This window comes from Allobaculum sp. JKK-2023 (assembly GCF_034745455.1).
GTDB lineage: Bacteria > Bacillota_I > Bacilli_A > Erysipelotrichales > Erysipelotrichaceae > Allobaculum.
The window spans coordinates 1469005-1492276 of the sequence record NZ_JAYERV010000003.1 but is presented as its reverse complement, the minus strand read 5'-3'; the positions used below and the strand labels follow the sequence as shown (position 1 = coordinate 1492276).

Below are 23272 nucleotides of genomic sequence, written 5' to 3'. Positions count from 1 at the left end.
ACACAAAGAGCTTTAAAACAATCCACCCGATCAAATCTGTGACCTAAAGTATTGTTTCGTATTTGTTTTCGGATATAAGAGTTATCGACCGTTTTTTCGTCGAACTTTATTTCACGTCAAATTCCAGCTTTTGGAAAAAATCAGTCTGCGAAGTCTTGACCAGAAGCGGAAATGAGAGGTGCAGGTGAATCAGAAACGAAAGGACGCTCAATTATGAAAGAAAATATTATGGAATCGATGCCGATTCGAAAACTCGTGTTTTCCATGTCGGTGCCGATTGCTGCTTCAATGTTAATCCAGGCGCTGTACAACTTTGTCGACAGCGCTTTTGTTGCGAACTTCTCGCCGACGGCCCTGCTGGCTGTTTCGCTTTGTTATCCCATCCAGTCCATTATGGTCGCCACGGCCTGTGGGACTGCGGCTGGGTTTAACACTGTACTCTCGCGAAGCTTGGGAGCCAAACAATATCACCAGGCCAACCAGATTATTTTGCATGGCCTGCTTCTGGCTCTTTGCAACTGGGTTGTGTTTGCGCTTATGGGCTGGTTTTTTGCGGACTGGTTTGTCGGTCTGTACAGCCAGGATCCAGCTGTAATTGCCCAGGGTGCAGCCTACTTAAAAATCTGTACGCTGTTTTCCTTTGGAATCTTCATTCAGATTACTTATGAACGCATTCTGCAGGCAGCTGGCGATGCAATGGGCAATATGTATATGCAGGGAATTGGTGCCCTTTTGAATATCATCCTTGATCCGATCTTTATTTTTGGCTGGTTTGGCCTGCCAGCTTTAGGGGTGGTGGGCGCAGCTATTGCCACAGTCATTGGCCAGCTTTGTGCCATGCTGACTGGCGTTCTGATCGTCAAAAAGAAGATCAAGATGTTTGATATCCATCCGGGCGAGTTTAAGCTTTCCTGGCCGTTAATTGGCCGGATTTATAAAGTTGGTGTTCCGGCGATTCTGGTCCAGTCGATCATGAGCTTTATGACACTGTTCATGAATGCGGTGCTTGGCATGTTCTCTGCGCTGGCCATTTCGGCCTTTAACGTAGTCAATAAACTCCAGCAGCTGGTTTACATGATTGTCATGGGCGTGACCAACGCCCTGATTCCAATTACGGCCTTCAACTATGGAGCGGGCAAGACAGATCGCATTATTGAAGGGGTCCGCTTTTCGATTCAGTTGGCTGGGGTGATTGTCCTGGTGGGAATGGCTTTATTTGAACTGTTCCCAGTCCAGCTGTTTTCCTTGTTTGGCCACGATGTCCAGCTTGAAGCCATTGGTATTCCCGCTTTACGGATTTCGTCGTTATCATTAATTTTTGCAAGTACGAGCATGATTCTCTGCTCAGCTTTCCAGGCGCTCAACCATGCGCAGGAATCCTTAGTTGTCACTCTGCTTCGCCAGATCGTTCTGCTTTTGCCGATGGTATGGGCTTTAGCTTCTCTGGCGGGCATTCAGGCCTGCTGGTGGGCATTTGTCATTGCGGAAGTCCTCAGCTGTTTCTATGCGCTGTATTGCTGGAAAAAGATCAAGACTCATCTTCTGGCCTCCAATATGGCTGTCCTCTGACTGTTGGAACAAGCATACAGATCAGATATTCAAAAAATGGAAAATACGAAAGCACAGGTTTATCCGGTTTGTCTGGAAAACCTGTGCTTTTCTTCGTTTCTGCTTTGTTTAACCGATTTCTTGTCTAGTCCATGATATTGAGAGCTCTGACGAATAATTTAGATTTATTTAAAACTCTTTATAATATAAAAAGTTGCGATCTGCTTAAATGACTGCTTTGGTATTCACTATTAAAAAGAAAAATCTGTACTAACGTTCTACTGGTTCGAGCCATTCGTTGGAAGTCTCTACGCCTCATTTTCGCAGCCAAAGGGAATGAACGATAATATTGAAAGCTGCCAAGTGGGAATGATTCTATACTCCAGTGAAACAAAAATTTAAAAAACATCATCCATTCTTATCAATATGATTTAAAATAGCTTTAACAATTTTTAATCAATCGTGCTTTTAAAAGAACGATTGTTGCTTTTGTGGATTTTTAGCAGTTGGAGAAAGGATGATAATATGTCAAAAAGTGGGGCTAAAAATTATAACAAGTATAAAACGGTTGGAGGGCAATACGGAACAGGCTATGGATATTCAATCGTGAATCTGTATAACGGAGAAAAAGTGGAAAGAATCTCATGTTATTCGTGTGTATATTGCTATGAGAAGAAATGCTCAAAAGTAGGCATGCCAATTCCCATGCTTGGGAAGGATTCCTGGGAAAATTGCAAATATTTCAGCATGGGAGAGTAATGAATAAGCAATTCTTAGAATGGCCCCGGACTAAGTTTAACTTAGTGACTTGGATCAGACAGTTCAAATAACGGAAAATACGAAAGCACAGGTTTATCCAGTTCGTCTGGAAAACCTGTGCTTTTCTTCGTTTCTGCTTTGTTTAGCTGATTTCTTGTCTAGCGTTCTACTGGTTCGAGCCATTCGTTGGAGGTCTCTACGCCTGAGTTTTCGATCGCCAGATGAGAAAACCAGGAATCATCGGCTGCACCATGCCAGTGTTTAACGCCGGCGGGGATTTCGATGATTGTGCCTGGAGTCATTTCAACAGGCTCTTTGCCCCATTCCTGATACCAGCCCCGGCCGCCAACGCAGATCAGAGTCTGTCCACCGCCGCTTTTTGCGTGATGGATATGCCAGTTGTTGCGGCAGCCTGGTTCGAAGGTCACGTTGAAGATGGGCAGATTGCCCTCACCAACAGGAGCAATCCAGCTTTGCTTGCTGAAATACTGGGCAAAGCCATCGTTTGGCACACCAACTGGGTAATCGATGGTTTTCGCGTATTCTTCAAGAGTCTGAGGTTCGTTGAAGACAGCTTTACCCCGGTTGAATAAAGCCCAGCCCATAGGCCAGCCGGCATAGAAGGCGCCCTGAGTTACCAGTGCGGCAAACTGCTCTTTGGTTAAGCCATTTTCTTTGGCAAACTGGATATGGTGTTCCAAAGAAGAATCAGCCAGGCCGCGGCCCATGAAGATAGACAGCACGATCATGGAGCGTTCCCGTGGTGTTAAGGTTGGGTCGTTCCACACTTCGCCAAACAGAACATCGTCATTATAGTGGGCAAAATCGAAAGCAAAATCTTCTAAAGCTTTGCGGCCGGCAGTCTGTACAATTTTTTCACGTTTCATCAGTGTTCTCCTTATTCAGATATATAGTCTTTTATATAGTCTTTGCAATGGGCATTTTTCAGGCTGGAAGGGCTGAGACCAGCGGGAAAAAGAATGCGATGAATTTTTGTTTTTGGCCCTTAAAGAACCGTGGGTTTTTAGATCTTATGCAGCGATTAATACTTCGATTAGAATCCGCATCTCTAGTCAATGGGTAAAGAGTCTGTCCAGGCGCGGATCTGATCTGCTGTTGTGGATGGACTCAGACGCATGCCTTTCAGCCAGGCCAGGCAAGGATGGGCGGCCATCATTTTTTTCTCGCAGGTTTCCATGGCTGTTCCTCCGGATGTGCAGAAGGGAACGATCTTGATTCCTTTCAGATTCAAAGAATCCAGGAAGGTGTCAATAATTCTTGGCGCTGTATACCACCAGACAGGGAAGCCAACAAATAATGTGGTTACCCCGCCAAGATCTGGAAGGTTTTTGATCGCTACTTTCATATTTGGATTTTTGGATTCAAGGGTTGTGCGGGAATTGGAGTCCATCCAGTCGAGATCCTTAGAACTGTAAGGAACTTCAGGTTCGATCGCAAACAGTTTTCCGTTTACAACTTCTGCAATTTTTCTGGCGGCATTGGCAGTCACACCGCTGGCTGAAAAATAGGTAACAAGTACTGACATCTTTGAAGCCTCCTTTAGGTTTGTTCAACGCTTGGTTGATGATTTCAGTTTAAGCGGGGTTCGGGATTAATTCCAATACTTGTTAAACAAGTCGATTTATACGGATAAGGCATAAGAGATGGAGAAGAAAGCCGTTCCCTGCAAAGAAGGAAGAGAAAACGAGAAATGGGAGCGGGCTGAAGATCAAAGACAGGAAGAAAGGATAAAAAGAAGACCAGCTGGTGTGCCCAGCTGGTCCAAGACGTATCCTTTTGAGGGATGGCTTATGTTAGCTGAAGAAGAACAAAGCGGACTTGAAGAAACAAAAGCAAAGGAAAGCGATGCTGAAAAATCAGTGTTCAATATCACCGATCTGACCTTCTAAAGAGTCCACCAGAAACTGCAGGAACTTTTCCTGAATGGGTGCTTTTGGAAATCTTTCTTTCCAGGCAATCAGAATATCGGTTTCCAAAGGTGGCTCGAGAGGCATGCAGATCAGATCTGGATGCTCATAGGCAGGTGAACCAGAAATGGCGAGGTTCACGCCCATATCAGCCAGAACCATCGCAGCCCCATTGGAAGTCAGCGAAGAATAGCCGACGATATTCAGCTCAGCAGCGGGATGGCCAAGCCATTCCAGAAGCTTTTTTTGAGCGCTGTAACGATAAGGCAGAATCAAAGGCTGGTTTTCCAGATCATAGGGTGTTGCGGAAAGTTTTTTGGCCAGCGGGTTTTCAACCCGCATAATAGCAGCCCAGCGTTCGGGATAATGCCAGACGCGCCAGGAAAGCCCCTGAACGTTGGCGGGCCGCAAAAACAGACCAATATCGGCAATTCCGTTCTCGATCATCTCACGGGTCTGGTCGGCAATGCCGGTCACAATCGAAACCTGAACTTTCGGGTAGAGAATGCGAAAGCGTTTGATAATCTGTAACAGCGGATTGATTCCGGCCATTTCGCCGGTGCCGATTGTCAGAACGCCGCTCAGTTCCGTTTTAAGAGAATCCAGTTCTTCAAGTGTTTTTGTTTCCAGTTCGAGCAGTTCGCGGGCCCGGCGGGCAAGAAGCAGTCCTTCGCTGGTCAAATGCAGTGAACGGGACTGTCTTTCAAATAACTGCACCTGGAGTTCTTCTTCAAGCTGGGCAATCTGGCGGGAAAGGGTTGGCTGCGTGATGTGCAGAACTTTGGCTGCCTTATTCATGCTGCCTTCTTCTACGATTGCCAGAAAATAACGACAGATTCGTAAGTCCATAAGTCAACAACCTTTCTAGAACACCTGACCATAAGGAACATGAATCAGGAGTTCGTACGTTCTCCTATGTTTACTATACATGAAATTTGAATCTTAAAAATGGTCGTTTTACACGAAAAAGTAGAGAATTTGAATCTATTGACAAAATTGATGCTTTGATTATTCCTAAAAGGCAGAAGTGCGAAAAATAAACGAAATTTTGGTATAAATCAACTATGAATGGCGATCTGCCCTTTTTCGAAATACACGATTTAACAAACAGAAAAAAGAGATAAATAAAAAGAGAGAACTCGGCCTGAGCCCAGGCAAAACAAAGATTTCTGATCTGTAAAAACTGTTTTCTCCAGTCTGGAAAAAAGCAGCTGGCAATGAAAAAAGCTGAGCCCTGAATCAAAGGCGCAGCTAAGACTGGAACAATAAAAAACCTGACCACAAAAGGTCAGGGTCATTTGTCTGGTTGCGGGAGAAGGATTTGAACCAACGACCTCCGGGTTATGAGCCCGACGAGCTACCAGACTGCTCTATCCCGCGATATATGGCGGAGAAGCAGGGATTCGAACCCTGGCGCCGCTTGCACGACCTACCGGTTTTCAAGACCGGACCCTTCAACCACTTGGGTACTTCTCCAAAGTTGGTGGCTAGAGTGAGACTCGAACTCACGACCTTCCGGGTATGAACCGGATGCTCTAGCCAACTAAGCTACCTAGCCAACTTAAGTTTTGTAAAAACAAAACAGATATAACAATAAAACCATAACAAATGGTCGGGATGACAGGATTTGAACCTGCGACCCCTTGCACCCCATGCAAGTGCACTACCAAGCTGTGCTACATCCCGAGATGGCGCGCCATGCAGGAGTCGAACCCACAACCTTCTGATCCGTAGTCAGACGCTCTATCCAATTGAGCTAATGGCGCATTCGCTTAACGCAAGGACAATTATAACAAACCTCTGTCAAAAGGCAACTGATTTCGTAAATTCCCTAATTGCGGCAGGAGCATCGAAATTGCATTGTTCGGCTAAATAACCGAGGCAAAAATCATGTTCGATCTATAGAAAACAGATATAATAGTTAGCATAAACTAACTGTATAAGAGGAGGTAATCCATGAAAAAACTGGTTCTGATCCGTCATGGTGAAAGTGAATGGAACAAGGAAAATAGATTCACAGGCTGGACGGATGTCGATCTTTCTGAAAAAGGCCATCAGGAAGCCGTTCAGGCAGGCAAACTGCTCAAAGAAGATGGCTACAAATTTGATAAGGCCTATACATCCTATCTCAAACGTGCCGTTCATACTCTCAATCATGTTCTCGATGAACTGGATGAAAACTATATTCCAGTCGAGAAAACCTGGAAACTCAATGAACGCCATTATGGTGCCCTGCAGGGACTCAATAAGGCTGACACAGCCCAACAATATGGAGATGAACAGGTCAAAATATGGCGTCGCTCTTTCGATGTCCTGCCGCCTGCATTAAGCCCTGAGGATCCAAGAGCACCGCGGAATCAGGAACACTATGCCAAAATCGATCCGGATGAACTGCCGTTAACTGAGTCTTTGAAGACCACCATCGAACGTGTTATTCCTTATTATGAAGAACACATCAAACCGGATGTTGAAAACGGAGAACGAGTGATCGTTGCAGCTCATGGCAACTCCTTGCGTGCGCTGGTCAAATACCTGGATAACATGAGCAACGAGGATGTCCTGAATCTCAATATTCCGACTGGTGTTCCACTGGTTTATGAATTTGATGATGATATGAACGTCCTGCGCCATTATTATCTTGGTGATGCAGATGCGATCAAAGCCAAGATGGAAGCCGTCGCTAACCAGGGAAAAGCCAAATAAAAAACCGGTCTGAAAAAACAGATACAGAGATTGTTTTTTAAAAATCAGAGTCCAGGCCTGAACAGACTTGGTCTCTGGTTTTGAATGAGCAGCCGTCCAGCGCGGCTGTTTTTGTTTGATGATGGGTTATCTCCTACAGCGTCAACAGGCTGGCAAGAGGGAAAAATGAACAATAAAAAAGCACGGCATTCACCGTGCTGTGCTTTCAAAATGGTGGTCTCTGTCGGAATCGAACCAACGACACAAGGATTTTCAGTCCTTTGCTCTACCTACTGAGCTAAGAGACCACATGGTTGCGGGAGAAGGATTTGAACCAACGACCTCCGGGTTATGAGCCCGACGAGCTACCAGACTGCTCTATCCCGCGATGTGCTTTATTATGTTAACTGATTCAGATTCAAATTGCAAGCGGAAATTTTAATTTTTTTTCTGATTGATTTGAACCAGCATTCTGATGTCTGAATCAGAATGTTTGGAATCGGCTAGCGCCTTGGCGCTTAAATATAATAACAGAACTCTTCCAAAAGGAAAGTCCTAAATCAAATTTTTTTCAAAAAAGTTTTGATTTAAGGTGGCTGTGGAACTTGTTCAGCCGCTCCTTTTGTAGATAAGCAGGCAAGGAATATACGGCTTTGATTTTTCAGTCTGCTTCTATTTTTTTTATAGGTTCCAGTTCAATGTCATTTAGCTTAGTTTTTGATAGTTAGTATTGTCCACCATCCGTGCACAGATGGTGGATTTTATATTTTCTGGTTTAACGAAAATTAGCTTTGACAACAACTCTATAATTGTCTAATTTAATCCTTATCACGTTGAAAACATAACTTTATAAGGAGGAAAATATGGCAACTAAAGTTACTTCGCCGTCCGTGATTTATCAAAGATTCATGAAATTCCTTGAGGAATTTGCCCACAAACAGGAGAAGATTCTTGCTTCTCAAACAGGAGCTTTCTCACGAAGTCATTATCGATCATCAAAAATAAACTTGTTCCATTTCCTGAATACATCCATTATCGGGAATGGATCAACACTCTCCGATTTATCCATGCACTATTTCGGCATGGGCAGTGTAAGACCATCTGCTTCGGCACTTGTTCAGACAAAAGCCAAGACTCCAGTCAGCGTATTTTCAGCACTGCACAAAGCCACATTGGCACTTTGTTACATGGATAAAAAATATAAAGGGCTAAGGGTAATAGCCTTTGATGGAACCAATGAACCTGTTGCGCCAAATGAAGATGAACCTGACTACATCATTTATGCCAAGAACAAGGAAACCATCATCCGGGCCGGTATTCACATTAACGCTGCCTATGACGTACTTAGGAACTGCGTAAAAATAAATCCCAATTTATTCAGACTTAAGCCCCTTGATTATATAATTCCAATGTGCTTCATTCCCGAAATGTGTGATGTCGATTTTGGACATTTCCTCATCCGATACCTTTTTGCCAATTGGATATTCGTGATCGTCTACAACGCATTTAACCTTCAGTCCGGTTTTTGTCGTTGTTGAGCTGATAAGCTCAACTACTGTCTCGATATCATAAAGCGGTTTGCCCTCCCAGTTTCGGGTGATATAACAAAACAGCCGATGTTCGACCTTGTTCCACTTGCTTGTTCCAGGAGGAAAATGGCTGACCCAGATCTCCAGTCCTGTTTCTTCAGCGAGTTTAGCCAGATCTTCTTTCCATAAACGGCATCTGCTTCCGTTGCTTCCTCCACCATCACAGTTGATGTATAGGCGCTTTGCATTTGGAAAGGTCGGTTTTCCGACAGTATTCCACCATCTGCGGATACTTTCTATGGCAAAATCACTCGTATCGTGATCTGTTCCCAGATTTACAAACCCTGTATTGTTATTGAGAAGATAGACCCCATAAGGATTGACCTTTCCAAGTTCTTTATCCAGAAAGTCATGGTCCAAAACAAGTCTGGGATCATGAGCCGGCCGGTATTCCGTACCGTTATTTTTAAAATTGCCAAGGTTCTCTTTCTTCTTTGTATCTACGGAGATGACTGGGTCCCCCGCGTCAAGGAATTCTTTGACGGTCGCGTTAATCGTCTGAAACTGTTCATCACGGTTTGGATGCGGTTTGCCTGCCTGAAGCATCTTCTTGTTGTTCTGACGGCTATATCCTTCTTTTTCAAGGAGAATGCCAACTTCAGAAGGGGAGACAGAAATCTGATATTCTTCCATGAATTTTTCGGAAATTTTGGATTCAGAAAGAGTGGTCCATGACAATGGATTCATCGGATTGCCATAGGTATGGTCGTCAATGATCATATGAAGGTCATCCAAAATCTCTGGGTGATGGTCTATGACTGTTTTACGGCCTGATCCCTTGAGCCTTTGGCGTCCCTGCTCTGGAGTTGGAACCTCCCCATGAAGTTCTTTTCTGCCCCGCTCAATCGTTTTAGGGTCAGTATGGGTAACGGTCTGGACATAGTGCTGAGTTCCGTATCCACACTTTTCGCAGATCCAGGCAAGAGCTTTTCGATTTGTTGGTTCATCAAAGCTGTCCTGCATGGCATTGTAGAATTCAAGGTAGTAATTAACTTCATCACTGGGTTCGTAGGCTTTCTTCATTATCCATACCTCCAAAGGAAAACGAGTTCTTCGGTTAAAGTATAGAACGAATGGAAGCTAAAATCAGAAACACAGTTTTGTCTCAGTGGATTCGGTCGGACTGAGAAAATCAATTATGGGAATTATGTGTAGCATTAAATATGGAATTACTTTTACGAAGTTCCTTAATGACAAATATCTAGCCATCGTCACTCAAGACCAGAGGTCCAAAGACGAACGGGCCGCTGCTATGAAAATGGTCAAGGAGATTCACGAAGCTTATCCTGGCGAGACATTTCTCTTTGTCATGGACAGAGGGTATTTTTCTTATCCATTGTGTAAGCTTATTGAATCCTTAGGGCACAAATACCTCATACGTATGAAAGAACGAGAGTATAGCTGCCTGACTTATACACAGCTTGACCATACAGAAGACCAGCAGATCAGCCGCATTCTTACCCACCACCAAAGAAAAGAGGAAAAAGAAAACCCCCAGATGAAATACCTGGTCAAAAAATCAATGAGACAGATTGATCAAGAATCTGAATTTATTGATTTTGACTGCAGGGTGGTAGCTATCGAGATTGGCGACAACGTCTGGGAAGGACTGATTACCAATCTGGATGAAGCAGAATTTCCTCCGGAGGCTCTTGGATTTATTTACCACCTAAGGTGGCGAATCGAGCAGAGTTTCTCCTGGCTTAAATATGGAATAGGAATGAAACGTATCCACTCGATAAAAGCAGAATACATCATTCAGGAGATTTATTCATCCCTTATCTTCTACAATCTGGTTTCCGAGATCAAAAAGTGTGTTCTTGAATCATCTCAATCAGATAATAAAGAAGAGAAGCAGACAACTTATGAATACCAAATCAATACAACTAAGGCGATACGGGCTGTCAGGAATACGTTTACTCCGAAATGGACGAAAAAACGAACAATCTGTCAAATTACAAAAGCGGAGTTTCAAGCTCTGACCGAGGAGCTGCTAAGAGAAAAACTGCCCGTTCGGCCGGAAAGGAGCTTCAAGCGAAATCTCCATCCCAATCGTTTGATATGGTTCACCTATCGATAAGTGCATTATATGCGCATCTTATTGATACAAACCACCCATACAATTCTTAAAAACGGCTCTTATCGAAGGGTTGTTTTTAGTGCACCTATTTTGATGAATACAGCCAAATCAATCAGTATATTTTGTGCTTGGTTGGTGCATATGGATATAATCAGCAGCAAATTCTATTCCTATCATCCACTTTGTCTTTGATTTTTATACAAAGTTTGAGGTCATATTTTTCTAGCTAAATGACATTGGGTTCCAGTTCGGGTGTATCAAATCATGCGTTTCTTATGACCTGAAGGCTGACGGCAAAGGGAGCTGAAAAGAATTAGGAAGGAAGAAGCCGAAAAGACAATAGGATCGTTTTGGATCAGATGAGGTGAAAATTTCGTGTGGCTATTCAAAAAGAGAAGAGATTTTCTGGGGCTTGTTGAAAAGTCTGATGGAAAAAGGGATTTGTAAAATTGTTTTTCGAGACTCTGGCGGCGAAAAAACCGAGGATAAAAAAAGCGGCAGCTTCCAGAAAATGAAAGCTGCCGCTTCTTCTTATTTTGACATGGAAAACCCTGAAAGATGACGAGCTACAATCAGCTATCCGAATCATCCTGATCAAAACAAGAAAACCAAAAAATGGAAACAAACCAGCAGAATGCCAAAAGCACATGCCGGAAAGAGAAGGGATCCCATAAATCACTTCTCTCATTGGCCCACAAAAAAAATCCCAGCATTGGGATTTGTTTTTGGTTTCAGTGGTGGACCCTGCAGGATTCGAACCCGCGACCAACCGGTTATGAGCCGGCAGCTCTTACCAACTGCGCTAAGGGTCCATGGTGGCGGGAGTGAGACTCGAACTCACGACCTTCCGGGTATGAACCGGATGCTCTAGCCAACTAAGCTATCCAGCCAGAAACAAAAAATGGTCGGGACGACAGGATTCGAACCTGCGACCCCCTGGTCCCAAACCAGGTGCACTACCAAGCTGTGCTACGTCCCGACTTATAAAATGGCGCGCCATGCAGGAGTCGAACCCACAACCTTCTGATCCGTAGTCAGACGCTCTATCCAATTGAGCTAATGGCGCATGCCGCGATTGCTTAATCATCTTACTCGTTTCTGTTTCGAAATGCAAGCGGAAATTTAAGGATTTTTTCAACTTAGATTTTGAAGGAAACGAAGATGAATAAGATTACCTGACCAGGACTGACGTCCGTCTCAAGCAACACGAAATTTATACCACATCCCCCGCCCAAAAGGAAAGTAAAACTCTTCAAAAATTTAAATATTTTTTGGCGGCGCTGTCCAGCTGTTCAAAAAAAGGAAATGGTATCGTTACCGCGGGCTGCTATGGATTATATGAAGGATTTGCTATACTTAGAGATTAGAATGAGGTGAAAAAATGCTCAGTAAAAAACAACTCGAATCTTTGCTGACCCTGGCCATGAAATCCAAGGCTGACTTTGCAGAGATTTTTGAAGAAGAAACGAAAAGCGAATCCATCTCCATGGTCAATGACGATGTAGAAGATATCAACCGCACCATCAGAGCCGGAGCTGGTATTCGTCTTTATAAAGGCAACTCATCTGTTTATGGCTACACCAATGAAATGGATGAAAAATCACTCGAAGAGATCATCAATGACCTGCGCGATGCAATCGGAAAAGAAGAAGATGGACCAGTCATTGTTCTCAATGAAAAAACAATGGCTGAAAATATCTCGCCAGTTGAAATTGATCCTTTCGAAAGTGAAGATGAAGTCAAAATCGGCATGATCAGCGAAGCGATCAAGGGTGCCCGTGATGCCGGAGAAAAGATCTTCAAGGCTACGGCCGGCCTTTCCAGTATCCACCAGGAAGTCCAGGTTGCCAATACAGAAGGTCTGCTCAAAGGCGATGTGCGCAAACGTTCCCGTTTACGTGTGACTGCTTTTGCCAAAGAAGGAACCAATGTCCAGTCTTCCGGTTCTGCCCCAGGGGCCAGCCAGGGACTTGAATATTTTGTCGGCGAACATGCTCCGTATAAAGCGGGTCAGGAAGCTGCCAGAGTGGCTCAGGTTCTCTTACGAGCCAAAAAGGCGCCAAGCGGCGTGATGCCCGTCATTATCGATAATGGTTTTGGCGGTGTTATTTTCCATGAATCCTGCGGCCACTCACTGGAAGCAACCGCAGTTGCCAAGAATATGTCTGTCTTTGCCAATAAAAAAGGCGAAATGATCGCCTCTGAAAAAGTCACCGCCTATGACGATGGCACAATGCCCGGTCAGTGGGGTTCTCAGAATATGGATGATGAAGGCAATCCGCAGCAAAAGCGGATCCTGATCAAGGATGGCGTCCTGACGCAATACATGGTTGACCGTCTCAACGGCCGCCGCATGGATACCCCATCTTCCGGTTCGGGTCGTCGTGAATCCTATAAATTCGAACCAACCAGCCGGATGAGCAATACCTTTATTGCCCCGGGTACGGATAAAAAAGAAGATATGTTCAAAGACATCAAGTTTGGTCTTTACTGCAAGTCAATGGGCGGCGGATCCGTCAATCCAAATACCGGTGAATTCAACTTTGGTGTCAACGAAGGCTATCTGATTGAAGATGGCAAAGTCACAGATCCAGTCATCGGGGCCATGTTAATTGGCAGCGGGGCTGAAATCCTGAAAAATATCGATATGGTTTCCGATAACCTTGAACTGGCCCAGGGAATGTGCGGATCGGTTTCCGGTTCCGTTCCAACCAATGTCGGCCAGCCGGCGATCCGGGTTAAATCCATCACCGTAGGAGGCACTGATCATGAATAAGCAGCAATGGATCGATCGCGCCAGAGAGTTGAAGATCGAAGGTCTGGAAATTACCCAGGTCAAGTCCCGTTCGCGCGAAATGAACTGGTTTGAAGGCCAGCTGGACTCTTTTGTCACTTCCCGGATTCTGTCCACTTCACTGCGCGCTCTGATTGGCGGCAAGATCGTTTCGACTTCCCTTGAAAAAGTGGAAGACGAAAAGATGGATGAAGTGCTCGGTCAGCTGATTACAGCTGCCAAAGAAGTCTCCGAGTCTGAAAAAGATATTTTCGTCGGCCCAATGGAGACCAAAGAAGTGAAATCCACCAAACACTGGATTGAACCCGACTCTGCCCAGATTCTGGACGTACTCTCTTCTGTGGAAAAGAAACTGCTCGCTGCGGATGATCGGGTGCGCATGGTCAACCAGGTCGCTTTTGAAAGTGCCAGCACATTCAGTGAACTGACCAATTCCTTAGGCGTTAACGTGCAGGATCATTCCGGCATGCAGGCTGTTGTGGCGGCTGTCACTATGGTCGATGGTGAGGATCTGCGTGATGGATATCTGGTGAAACTGATTGAAAATCTTGATGACTTTGATCAGGATGCTTTTGTCACAGAACTGATCGACAAAGTTTCTTCGCATCTGCATGCTCGTTCTGCGGCCAGCAGACTTTGCCCGGTTATTTTTAATTATGAGACCATGTCCACTTTATTCAGCTGCTTTTCTGCCATGTTCTCCGGCTCACTGATCGCCAAGGGAATTTCTCCGCTCACCGACAAACTGCATGAGAAAATCTTCTCCGACAAAATTACAATCATTGATGACCCTCGAAATCTGGATGCTCTGTTCTTACAGAACTATGATGATGAAGGTCATCCAACCTACACAAAAACGGTTGTGGATCATGGTGTTTTCGAAACAATTCTGCATAACACCAAATCTGCTTTAAAAATGAACACCGAGTCGACCGGTAATGGCTTCAAAAGTGGGGCCGGTGCAACCGATGTCTCTCCAATGAACCTGTATATCCAGCCAGGGGACGAAAGCATGGACCAGCTGATTGAACAGATGGGCGATGGAGTCATCATCACTGATCTTGGCGGCATGCACGCTGGTGTTGATTTTGTCAGCACCAACTTCTCTTTACAGGCCCAGGGCTACCTGGTTGAAAATGGCCGGAAAGTCCGCCCGCTGACGCTGATTACAGTTGCTGGCAACTTCATCGAACTGATGAACAATGTCGTCGCTGTTGGCAACGATCTGAAATGGGAAACCCGCAATGTCTGCGCCCCGGCTATTCTTTTTAAAGAAGTTTCAATTGGAGGAAATGAATAAACATGGAATTTGCGTTTGATAACGATATTCTGCGCAAGGCATTGGAAAACTTCCGTGCTGATGGCAGTGATGAAAATCTCGTCAAGGCCGCTCAGGCGCTTGTCGATACGAAAATTATGATCCCGGCGAAATGGGACAAAGAACCAACAACCGATGAACAGGGAAAAATGCACTTCAGTCCGGATACAAAAGTAGCGCCAATGGTTGTGACCAACGAAAACGGTGTCCGTCTGTTCCCGTTCTTTACTTCTGTTGAAGAAGTGAAAAAACTGTATGGTGAAAAAGGCACCAATTGTGTAGTCATGAGCATGGATCAGTACATGCCAATGCTTTTAAAAGCCAAACAGGATATTACAGGCGTTGTCGTTGATCCGGCCGGTGCGGATGTGCCTTTCCCAACCGAATTCATCCAGAATTTCTTAAAGGCCTACCGCTCCCCATTGCGTCAGCAGGAAATCAACAGCGGCCAGAATCTGTATCTGAGAAATCCGGAAGGCGATTTGCAGGATATGGAAGCCGCCCTGATTTCCGGTGGATTCCACGATCCAGCCATCGAAGCCATCTACCTCAAAGAGCGTCTGGAAACAGACAAACCAGTCGAAAAACCAGAAGATGCCAAAGTGCACTGGTTTATCCTGGTGGATGCAGCCGAAAAAGATACCGGCATCTTTACCCGTTTAAGCGAAATGATCAAACCAGCAGCTGGCGGAAAAGATATCGAATTCATGTTTGCGGACACAAAACTGGGTCGGGACATCAAAAAGACCTCTCAGCCCATCTACACCAAGATGTTCCACTAAGATCGAATCTGATTGGATTGGATTTAGAGCCATATTCGAACAGATCCAGAAGATTCAAGAAGAAAGATCCTGAACGTCAAGAAGGATGTCCATTCAGTCTCTGCTCCTGTAGGGGAGTGGAGACTTTTTTTGAAAGATTCGATGCAAATAAGAGTCAGCATCACAAAAAATATCTACAGAATAGAGGCAGACATTCTGAAGCCTGGAGAGCCAGAAACCCCAGAAAGAAACACGAGAAAGAAACAATGAACAAACAAGCTGTCGGCACAAAGACAAGAAATCTATAGCCAGGCAGCGAACAGATCAAAAGGAGTGGGATTCATGATGAATCAAAATACCCGCAAAGAACTGAACCCAGAAACAGACACCAAGCTAAGTTCAGCTGCGAAACGGGATGAAAAGAAAGAAGAGAACGAAAAAAGAGCAATAAAAGCAATATCGGATTCTTTCAATTTGTTTCCAGATCTGCCTCAGGGAATCAGGCAGGTGATGGAAACACTGGAAGATCATGGCGAGCAGGCATACCTGGTTGGTGGCTGCGTACGGGATGCAAGACTTGGCAAGAAACCCCACGATTATGATCTGACCACCAGCGCCAGACCAGAAAAAGTGCAAGCCCTTTTTGAAAAGACGATTCCGACTGGCATTGCCCATGGCACCATTACCGTCATGACCGAAGATGGTCCAATGGAAGTCACCACCTTTCGCAAAGAAGGCCAGTATCAGGATCATCGCCATCCCGATTCCGTTGACTTTGTTACGGATCTTGAAGAGGATCTCGCCCGTCGCGACTTTACCATCAATGCCATGGCCTGGAACCCGAAAACAGGTCTGGTGGATCCCTTCGGCGGCCAGAAAGACCTTGAACAGGGGATCATCCGGGCTGTTGGTGATCCAATGCGCCGCTTTGAAGAAGATGCCCTGCGGATGCTTCGTGCTTTCCGGTTTGCGGGCCGCTATGGCTTTAAGCTGGATCCAAAGACCAAAGAAGCCATCGATAAGCTTGCCCCGAGTATTTCCAACGTAGCCGTCGAGCGGACTGTCCCCGAAGTGGAGGAGATTTTGCTCAACTCTCCCCAAATCCTGGATCAGATGACGGCATTACTCAAACCGTGGATTCCAGAGCTGGAAGTCATGCTCCATACCGAACAGAACTCGGTCTATCACTATACCGATGTTTTGCATCATACGATTGATGCCCTGAAAAATCTGCCGACTAAAGATCCGGCCAGTGCGTGGGCTTTGCTTTTGCATGATACCGGCAAGCCCGCCACCCATGAATTTTATGATGGCCATGATCATTTCAAACGCCATGAAGTGGAATCGGAAAAGATTGCCCGCCGGGTGGTGAAAGTCTTAAAACTGTCCCGCAAGATGAGTGAACAGATTGTCCAGCTCGTCCGTTATCACGATACGTTTTACAAACCAAACCTGAAAAACCTTTATAAACTGCGGGTTTTAAAAGGCTGGCCGGATGAGATGGTGGAAAAGCTTTTTGATGTGCAGTACGGCGACATTATGGCCCATGCAACGCATGATCGGCTGGCAAGCCTGGAAGCTTTCAGAACCTTTTATGAAGCCGAAAAAAACAAACATCCGCTGGCTTTAAATCAGCTCAAAATCAATGGCCGGGATGTATTGGAAACGACAAAACTCCAGGGAGTACAGATTTCGAAGGCTCTGGAGGCTGTCTTAAAAGAAGTGATCTTACGCCCTGGACTCGATACCCGCCAGGCTCAGCTCAACCTGCTGACTCAGATCGCACACAGGCTGATTCAGGAAGAAGCCGCAACTCAGGCTGACCGGAAAAAGGAAGAATGCCCCCATTCGAAGAAAGAAGGATCAGGGCAAAACAACGCTTGAAAGGAATTCTGAAAAGAAATCAGACCAAAAAAGAAGGGAATTTAAACCGTTGTGAATATCTTATTGATTGTTTTACTTGTTTTAACCATTCTGCTGCTTGCCGTGATCTGTATGGGTCTGTGGTATCTGCTCAACCGCCAGGAACGGGTGGAAAAAAGAGCGCAGCAGGAAAGAGAACTGACCCATCGCGCCCTCGAGCTGACGCGGGTGATGGCTGCCAAAATGGACGCCCTCAGCAATCAGTCTTTGACCAGCTTGAATACGACCCAGTCCATGGCCAGTCAGGTCTCCTCAATTACCCGGGTCATGACCAATGCGAAACACCGTGGAACGTGGGGTGAGTACCAGCTCGATCATCTCGTCCGGACTTGTCTTGGCGACAGTCCCTTTATCTACTCCAGCCAGTACCATCTCAAAAATGGAAAAATCAGTGATGGTGCCTTCCATCTGCCGGGAACCGATCAGGTGCTTTGCATCGACTCGAAATTTCCAATGGAAAACTATGTCAGGATGACTTCTGAACCTGAATCAGCCGATGCGTATGAAAAAGAACTGCGCCGGAACATCAAAAAGCACATTGGCGACGTTGCGGATAAATACATCAATGAAGAAACCTTGGATGAGGCCATTCTGTTTATTCCAAATGAAGGCGTCTTTGCCTGGCTTTGTTCGGAAGGTTCAGATCTGATGGACTATGCCTTATCACGCCATGTCATGCTTGTCTCTCCAACCACCCTTTCTGGTGTCGTGTTTACGCTGCTGGCATCGACCCGGAATTTCTATCGGGCAAAATCACTGGAGAATCTGGAAGTGCGTCTGGAAAGTCTCGAGATGCAGGCCCAAAGCATGCTGGCAGGCTGCGAGAAGATTTCCCGCACGGAACAGACGCTGGAAAAGCAGGCAGCTGAACTGACCAGACAGAGCCGCAAACTGCTCAATAGTCTGGATGAATTATCCAATCCGGATACTGCTGACCTGAATGCAGATCAATTTTTTTGATAATAAAAGATTATATATACAATGAATAAAGGCGAATGTAAGCCGAAAGGCGGCCTGTTTCATCAAAGGCGGATTTCGCCTTTTTTTATTGAAGGTGAATCGAATTTTCGTTCACAATACATGGAATAGTTCATCACTCGCGTTAATATATTAATGATCCTGTCAACCAGACAGGGATTTAATGATTACTGAAAGGAGAGTGCATTTCAATTGAAACCGATGAGTGAGCTCTCCCACGATTTTTTAGAACCCGTCCTGCATCCTCAGGCGATCTGCATTGATGGCACCCTCGGATACGGACGCGACAGCCGCTTTTTTCTGGATCACAAGGCCAGACAGGTGTTCGCCTATGAAATTCAGCCTGGCCTGCTGGAAAATGCCGTGAAAGAGATTGATGATCCCCGTCTGCACGCCTGGGGCAAAAGCCACGATCAGATGGGAGAAGATCTGAAATCTTTAAAGGGCAGAGTCGACGCGGTTGTCTTTAATTTTGGCTATGACCCTCATACTCTAGAAGGTGTAGCAACCAAGTCTTCCAGTTCTCTGAAAGCTGTTCAGTCCGCCATTGAACTGCTTCGAATCAAAGGGCGCATCGCGCTCGTTTTTTATCCGCATCCTGATGGCGTGCAGGAGCAGGAAACGATTTTTCAATGGCTGAAGTCTCAGGATGGACTTGAGACAACGTATATTTCTCATCCTTTTAAATCGAACAGTCCGAGCTTGTTATGTATAGAAAAACGACATATCCCCCGCGCTGTTCCACAGGTGTAGCGCTATGAAAGAACAATCCAAAAATCCCATCCCAGTTCTGAAGTCAGAACTGACCCACCACTGGCAAGAGCGCCTCAAAGGCAGTAATCTTGTTGAGATGGTCATGAAGTACAAGGACGCTGACTATTTCAATCGCAGCGATCCTGACATGGACCCGGAGACGGTAATTTATGAACACATCGTCAAAGAGTCCGATCCCAAAGAAGGCCGTCTGGACTGGGGCCATATCACCCTGTATCCTGGCCAGGTCAAAGACCAGTATTTTTGCACGAAAGGCCATTTTCGTTCCAACCCTGAAGCAGAAGAATATCTGTTGTGTATGCAGGGAGAAGGTTTGATCATGTACCTGTCCAAAGAGGGAGAATGCTGGTGCGAAGAACTTGAAGAGGGCAGCCTCCATAAAGTTCCAGCAGGCGTTGCCCGTCGTCTGATCAACATTGGTGACGAACCCCTCATGCTCTCTCAATGCACTCCAAGTAATGCCGGTTTTGATTTTGATTCGATTGATGATCATCCATTCCCCTGCCATGTTTATGATGACGATGGCGAACTGGCCATTTTAGTGGATGTCGATGAACAAAGACCAAGCGGCCCCATGCTCGAAGAGGAGGACATCCTTAACTTTTTGGGCGGCAACTCAGGTGAAAATATCAACAATTAGTCTGTTATCGGCCATCTGATCTTGGCAGGATCATCAGCGCACAGGCTCAATTTTGAAGGAATGGAAACTGGAATCGATTTTTTCGGTTCCAGTTTTTTCGGTTTCCAAAGCAGGAAAGATGAGCGTTTTTCCTGCATGATCCGATCTTTGAAAACTTGCTGGAAAGACTGGACATAAACTTTTGAATCAGCAAGAATAACAACGTTACTCTGCCTGAGTCACATTGGGGCCATGTTTGGCAGCAGTGGACTCAGAAAGACAAAACAGGATTGAAGAAGATGAAAAGGAAAAAGAGAGGAGAAACATTCATGACACAAAAGACCAATCCATTAGGGACTGGAAAAATCGGATCCTTGCTGTTCCAGTTTGCGCTGCCCTCCATTGTGGCGATGCTGGTCAGCTCCCTGTATAACATTGTCGACCAGATCTTTATTGGCCAGGGGATGGGGTATCTTGGCAATGGGGCAACAACAGTTGCCTTCCCCTTTACCACCATCGGTCTGGCGCTGGCTTTATTGTTTGGTGTTGGTGCCGCCAGCTGCTACTCCCTGTATTTAGGACAGGGCAAAGTGGAAGATGCTGCCCGCACTGCAGGGACGGGCTTGACCATCATGTCGGTAGTCGGCGTGATCTATATGATTCTTGGCGAACTGCTGATCAATCAACTTTTGCCTGCTTTTGGCGCTACTCCCGAAAACTATGCGTATTCGCTGGAGTATTCCCGTGTGATTCTGATCGGTATGCCTTTTTTGATTGCGTCCAATGGGATCTCGCAGTTATGCCGCGCGGATGGCTCTCCTAAATATTCGATGATGTGCATGATCGTGGGCGCCATCATCAACTGCATTCTGGACCCATTATTTATTTTCGGATTTGGCTGGGGCATGTTTGGAGCGGCTTTTGCGACGATCCTTGGCCAGATTGTCACCTTTATCGTTGCCCTGTTCTATCTGCCGCGTTTCAAGCAGATTCATTTAAGCAGAAATGACTTCAAAATTCATGGCAAGTATCTGGGCCGGATCTGTCAGCTTGGGGCTTCAGCCAGCCTGAATCAGGCAGCAATCCTCGTCGTTCAGATTGTCCTCAACAACCTGCTCAAACACTATGGCGGGCTTTCTGTTTATGGAGCAAACATTCCAATTGCTGCTTCGGGTGTAGCTTTCAAGCTCAATGGGATCTATATTTCGGTTGCGGTTGGTCTTGCCCAGGGTGCCCAGCCGATTATCGGCTTTAACTATGGTGCCCAGCAGTTTGAACGCGTCAAAAAGTGTCTGCTTCTCGCCATGAGCGCCATTCTGATTCTGGGAACAAGTGTAGAGCTTGTTTTCCAGTTTTTCCCAGTGCAGTTAATCGAACTGTTTGGTCATGGGGATGAACTCTATTTGCAGTTTGGAAGCAAAGTGCTGCGTATTTATATGGCAATGATCTGTATCCAGGGAATTCAGGCTCTGTCTTCTAACTTCTTTGCGGCGATCGGCCAGCCGGCTAAAGGAATTTTCCTGTCGCTGAGCCGTTCGATTCTGTTCTATCTGCCGCTGGCCTTCGTTTTCCCCATTTTCTGGGGTGTAGAAGGAATTTTGTACTCTCAGCCAATTGCTGATTTTGCTTCGGTTGTGGTTTCCATCATCATGGTCATCGGTGCCTTCAGACAGATGGACCGCATGGTCAAAGATCCGGTTTTAAGTCAGGAAATTGAAAAAGAAGCAGTGACAGACTGATTTTCAAAATAGCTTCTGACTGAGATCTGGAGCTGCTTTCCTGTTCGAAGCGGAATCGAATTTCCAATGTCGTCTGTATCGAAAGATGCAGGCGGCTTTTTTTGTGGTGTCTTGCGGCTTTTTGCGGTTGCTTTCCATAGGATTCAAAAGATTCAAAAAGAGAGGATACTATCTCTTCTGTTTATAAAGAGGAATAAAGAAACTTGAAAGCGGCTAAACAGGCGGCTTTTCTCTATGCAGAAATGAATATATAAGGAAACGAATAAACGAAAAGAAAAGGTAAAGAATCAGGCGATATATGGCATAAAAATAAAATTAACGATCGCTCTTTATTTCGACTTCAAAATTAATGACAGACTTATATTGAAATAAAGAAAAATATTAAAAAACTTTACACTTTTTTTAGGGAAGACACAGTTTATAACTTTAAAAAAGATTAAAAATATATCTTAAAATGAATAGAATCCTATTAAATCATAGAAGAAAAAAGTGATTAAATAAAATTATAATCTTAAATCTGTTGTTCAACTCTCTCTTTAAAGCGATAAAAGTTTTAAATTTTAAGTATTTAAAAAATGTATAAAAATACTGGAAATTTTATGGACAAAGTCGATGCATAAGGATAGAATAAAGACAGAGTTAAGGAGAAATAAAGAAACGGCTCAAAAAAATAAAGAAAGCCTTCATTTCTTCTTCGAAAAGGATAAGAGAATACAGATGCCGTCAATCGCATCAAGAGGAATAGATCATGAAACGTACAACAGAAACCACTACATTAAAGTCAAATAAAGGAACAAAAGCATTCAGACTTGCCGCACTTGCAGCCAGCTGCTCCGTAGCTGCCATCATCGGAGTTGCCGTAATGAAATCCAGCGAACCAGCTGTTGCCGGGTATGCGTATACCAGTGAAAACAAGGTTGCAGCCGTTGCTTCAAACAAGAAAGTTTTAAAAGCCGAAATCGAAACGCCAGAAAAGTCCAACGAAACCACAATTGAATCCCAGGTAAATCAGGAAAAAGCACCAGCTTCTGAACAGACACCAGCAGCTCCAGCTTCTGCACCAGTTGAAGAACAGGCTGCTCCAGTCGAAACTCCAGCCCCAGTGGAAACGCCAGCTCCAGTCGAAACTCCAGCCCAGCCAGAACAGCCAGCAGCTGCCCCAGCTGTTGCGGAAGAAAATTTCACCGCTTTTGAAGAAGTGGCACCAGCTCCAGTTTCTGCGCCGGTTGAAACTCCAGTAGAACCAACACCAGCTCCAGTTACTGTTGAAGAACCAGTTTCTCAGCCAGTTGAAGTTGTAGAACCAGTCCAGAACAATTCCTTAATCGGCGACGATGGGATCTGGCACATCTCTTACGTTCCTGCATGGGGTGCAGGATCTGCTCCAGCTGACGGATCAATCGGGATCTGGGCGGATGGATGGTTCATCGCTCATTCCGGTATGATCAATGGCGATACAATCGCAACTCTGCCACAGTACGTTGAAGTCGATGGTCAGGTTTACCAGATGACCGATACCTGGGTTGCCAATGACAGCGTTTCTACCGAAGAAATCGCCAGAGCCCGCGCTAACAACGGGATCGTCTTCCAGACATGCATTACCGATACTACAAACCGCATGGTTCATTATGAACCTGTAAACGGATCTGGATACGCCTATAATTTCACCAGCTTCCCATACACCGCAAACGATGCTGTTGTATTTGGATTTTAGTCCAGATCCCAGCTAGATCTCACTCAATCTCTATGCCAATATCTGCTGCAAACCTCTGATCTTGCG

General features: G+C 45.3%; 17 protein-coding genes and 11 tRNA genes. 13 read left to right on the top strand and 15 right to left on the bottom strand.

The window, feature by feature from the left end; translation table 11 throughout:
* Positions 1-213 precede the first annotated feature (213 nt).
* Entirely contained in the window at positions 214-1569 is a 1356-nt protein-coding gene (locus tag U4956_RS06115; RefSeq protein WP_323089664.1) for an MATE family efflux transporter, read from the top strand.
* An 896-nt stretch (positions 1570-2465) separates the two neighbouring features.
* On the opposite strand, the gene U4956_RS06110 is transcribed toward U4956_RS06115, so the two are convergent.
* Positions 2466-3194, bottom strand: coding sequence for a carboxymuconolactone decarboxylase family protein (locus U4956_RS06110; protein WP_323089663.1), 729 nt, complete (start codon positions 3192-3194; stop codon positions 2466-2468).
* Between the two features lie 182 nt (positions 3195-3376).
* Complete coding sequence (locus U4956_RS06105; protein ID WP_323089662.1) at positions 3377-3853, bottom strand: flavodoxin; 477 nt, start codon at positions 3851-3853, stop codon at positions 3377-3379.
* Between the two features lie 118 nt (positions 3854-3971).
* On the opposite strand from U4956_RS06105, the gene U4956_RS06100 reads away from it, so the two are divergent.
* Complete coding sequence (locus U4956_RS06100; RefSeq protein WP_323089661.1) at positions 3972-4217, top strand: hypothetical protein; 246 nt, start codon at positions 3972-3974, stop codon at positions 4215-4217.
* Here U4956_RS06100 and U4956_RS06095 read toward each other — a convergent pair.
* From U4956_RS06095 to U4956_RS06070, 6 genes are all read right to left on the bottom strand, one after another.
* On the bottom strand, positions 4185-5084 hold the full coding sequence (locus U4956_RS06095; RefSeq protein WP_323089660.1) for a LysR family transcriptional regulator: 900 nt from the start codon (positions 5082-5084) through the stop codon (positions 4185-4187). The two genes, U4956_RS06100 and U4956_RS06095, sit on opposite strands and share 33 nt — an antisense overlap.
* 454 nt (positions 5085-5538) lie before the next feature.
* A tRNA-Met gene (locus U4956_RS06090) sits at positions 5539-5615 on the bottom strand.
* A 5-nt stretch (positions 5616-5620) separates the two neighbouring features.
* Positions 5621-5711, bottom strand: a tRNA-Ser gene (locus U4956_RS06085).
* Positions 5712-5716: 5 nt separating this feature from the next.
* Positions 5717-5793 (bottom strand) — tRNA-Met (locus U4956_RS06080).
* A gap of 51 nt (positions 5794-5844) precedes the next feature.
* A tRNA-Pro gene (locus U4956_RS06075) sits at positions 5845-5921 on the bottom strand.
* Positions 5922-5924: 3 nt separating this feature from the next.
* Positions 5925-6001 (bottom strand) — tRNA-Arg (locus tag U4956_RS06070).
* Between the two features lie 190 nt (positions 6002-6191).
* On the opposite strand from U4956_RS06070, the gene gpmA reads away from it, so the two are divergent.
* Positions 6192-6938 carry a 2,3-diphosphoglycerate-dependent phosphoglycerate mutase gene (gene gpmA / locus U4956_RS06065; RefSeq protein WP_323089659.1) on the top strand — a complete coding sequence of 249 codons (747 nt, stop codon included), beginning with the start codon at positions 6192-6194 and terminating at the stop codon, positions 6936-6938.
* A 211-nt stretch (positions 6939-7149) separates the two neighbouring features.
* Here gpmA and U4956_RS06060 read toward each other — a convergent pair.
* The 3 genes from U4956_RS06060 to U4956_RS06050 form a co-directional block, all read right to left on the bottom strand.
* Positions 7150-7225, bottom strand: a tRNA-Phe gene (locus tag U4956_RS06060).
* A 3-nt stretch (positions 7226-7228) separates the two neighbouring features.
* Positions 7229-7305: transfer RNA gene (locus U4956_RS06055), tRNA-Met, on the bottom strand.
* A 985-nt stretch (positions 7306-8290) separates the two neighbouring features.
* Complete coding sequence (locus tag U4956_RS06050; protein ID WP_323088158.1) at positions 8291-9529, bottom strand: ISAzo13 family transposase; 1239 nt, start codon at positions 9527-9529, stop codon at positions 8291-8293.
* A gap of 115 nt (positions 9530-9644) precedes the next feature.
* Between U4956_RS06050 and U4956_RS06045 the strand changes: the two genes are divergently transcribed.
* Positions 9645-10586 (top strand): transposase, encoded by a 942-nt coding sequence (locus tag U4956_RS06045; protein ID WP_323089658.1) that lies wholly within the window; start codon positions 9645-9647, stop codon positions 10584-10586.
* 735 nt (positions 10587-11321) lie between these two features.
* Here U4956_RS06045 and U4956_RS06040 read toward each other — a convergent pair.
* From U4956_RS06040 to U4956_RS06025, 4 genes are all read right to left on the bottom strand, one after another.
* A tRNA-Ile gene (locus U4956_RS06040) sits at positions 11322-11398 on the bottom strand.
* Position 11399: 1 nt separating this feature from the next.
* Positions 11400-11476: transfer RNA gene (locus tag U4956_RS06035), tRNA-Met, on the bottom strand.
* A gap of 12 nt (positions 11477-11488) precedes the next feature.
* Positions 11489-11565, bottom strand: a tRNA-Pro gene (locus U4956_RS06030).
* A 10-nt stretch (positions 11566-11575) separates the two neighbouring features.
* A tRNA-Arg gene (locus U4956_RS06025) sits at positions 11576-11652 on the bottom strand.
* Positions 11653-11967: 315 nt separating this feature from the next.
* On the opposite strand from U4956_RS06025, the gene U4956_RS06020 reads away from it, so the two are divergent.
* The 9 genes from U4956_RS06020 (at position 11968) to U4956_RS05980 (ending at position 23206) form a co-directional block, all read left to right on the top strand.
* A complete protein-coding gene (locus tag U4956_RS06020) occupies positions 11968-13362 on the top strand; it encodes a TldD/PmbA family protein (RefSeq protein WP_323089657.1) in 1395 nt (464 codons plus the stop codon).
* The gene (locus tag U4956_RS06015; RefSeq protein WP_323089656.1) at positions 13355-14680 is read left to right on the top strand and encodes a TldD/PmbA family protein; all 1326 of its coding nucleotides are present in this window, start codon (positions 13355-13357) and stop codon (positions 14678-14680) included. Before U4956_RS06020 ends, U4956_RS06015 begins: the two co-directional genes overlap by 8 nt.
* A gap of 2 nt (positions 14681-14682) precedes the next feature.
* Positions 14683-15480, top strand: coding sequence for an enhanced serine sensitivity protein SseB C-terminal domain-containing protein (locus tag U4956_RS06010; RefSeq protein WP_323089655.1), 798 nt, complete (start codon positions 14683-14685; stop codon positions 15478-15480).
* A gap of 321 nt (positions 15481-15801) precedes the next feature.
* A complete protein-coding gene (locus U4956_RS06005; RefSeq protein ID WP_323089654.1) occupies positions 15802-17343 on the top strand; it encodes a CCA tRNA nucleotidyltransferase in 1542 nt (513 codons plus the stop codon).
* Positions 17344-17394: 51 nt separating this feature from the next.
* Entirely contained in the window at positions 17395-18342 is a 948-nt protein-coding gene (gene rmuC / locus U4956_RS06000) for a DNA recombination protein RmuC (protein WP_323089653.1), read from the top strand.
* A gap of 219 nt (positions 18343-18561) precedes the next feature.
* Positions 18562-19113, top strand: a complete 552-nt coding sequence (locus tag U4956_RS05995; RefSeq protein WP_323091462.1) for a class I SAM-dependent methyltransferase — start codon at positions 18562-18564, stop codon at positions 19111-19113.
* A gap of 4 nt (positions 19114-19117) precedes the next feature.
* A complete protein-coding gene (locus tag U4956_RS05990; RefSeq protein WP_323089652.1) occupies positions 19118-19774 on the top strand; it encodes a glucose-6-phosphate isomerase family protein in 657 nt (218 codons plus the stop codon).
* 308 nt (positions 19775-20082) lie between these two features.
* Positions 20083-21492: an MATE family efflux transporter gene (locus U4956_RS05985; protein WP_323089651.1), complete on the top strand. Its 1410-nt coding sequence runs from the start codon at positions 20083-20085 to the stop codon at positions 21490-21492.
* Between the two features lie 748 nt (positions 21493-22240).
* Complete coding sequence (locus tag U4956_RS05980; protein WP_323089650.1) at positions 22241-23206, top strand: hypothetical protein; 966 nt, start codon at positions 22241-22243, stop codon at positions 23204-23206.
* The last annotated feature ends 66 nt before the right edge of the window (positions 23207-23272 follow it).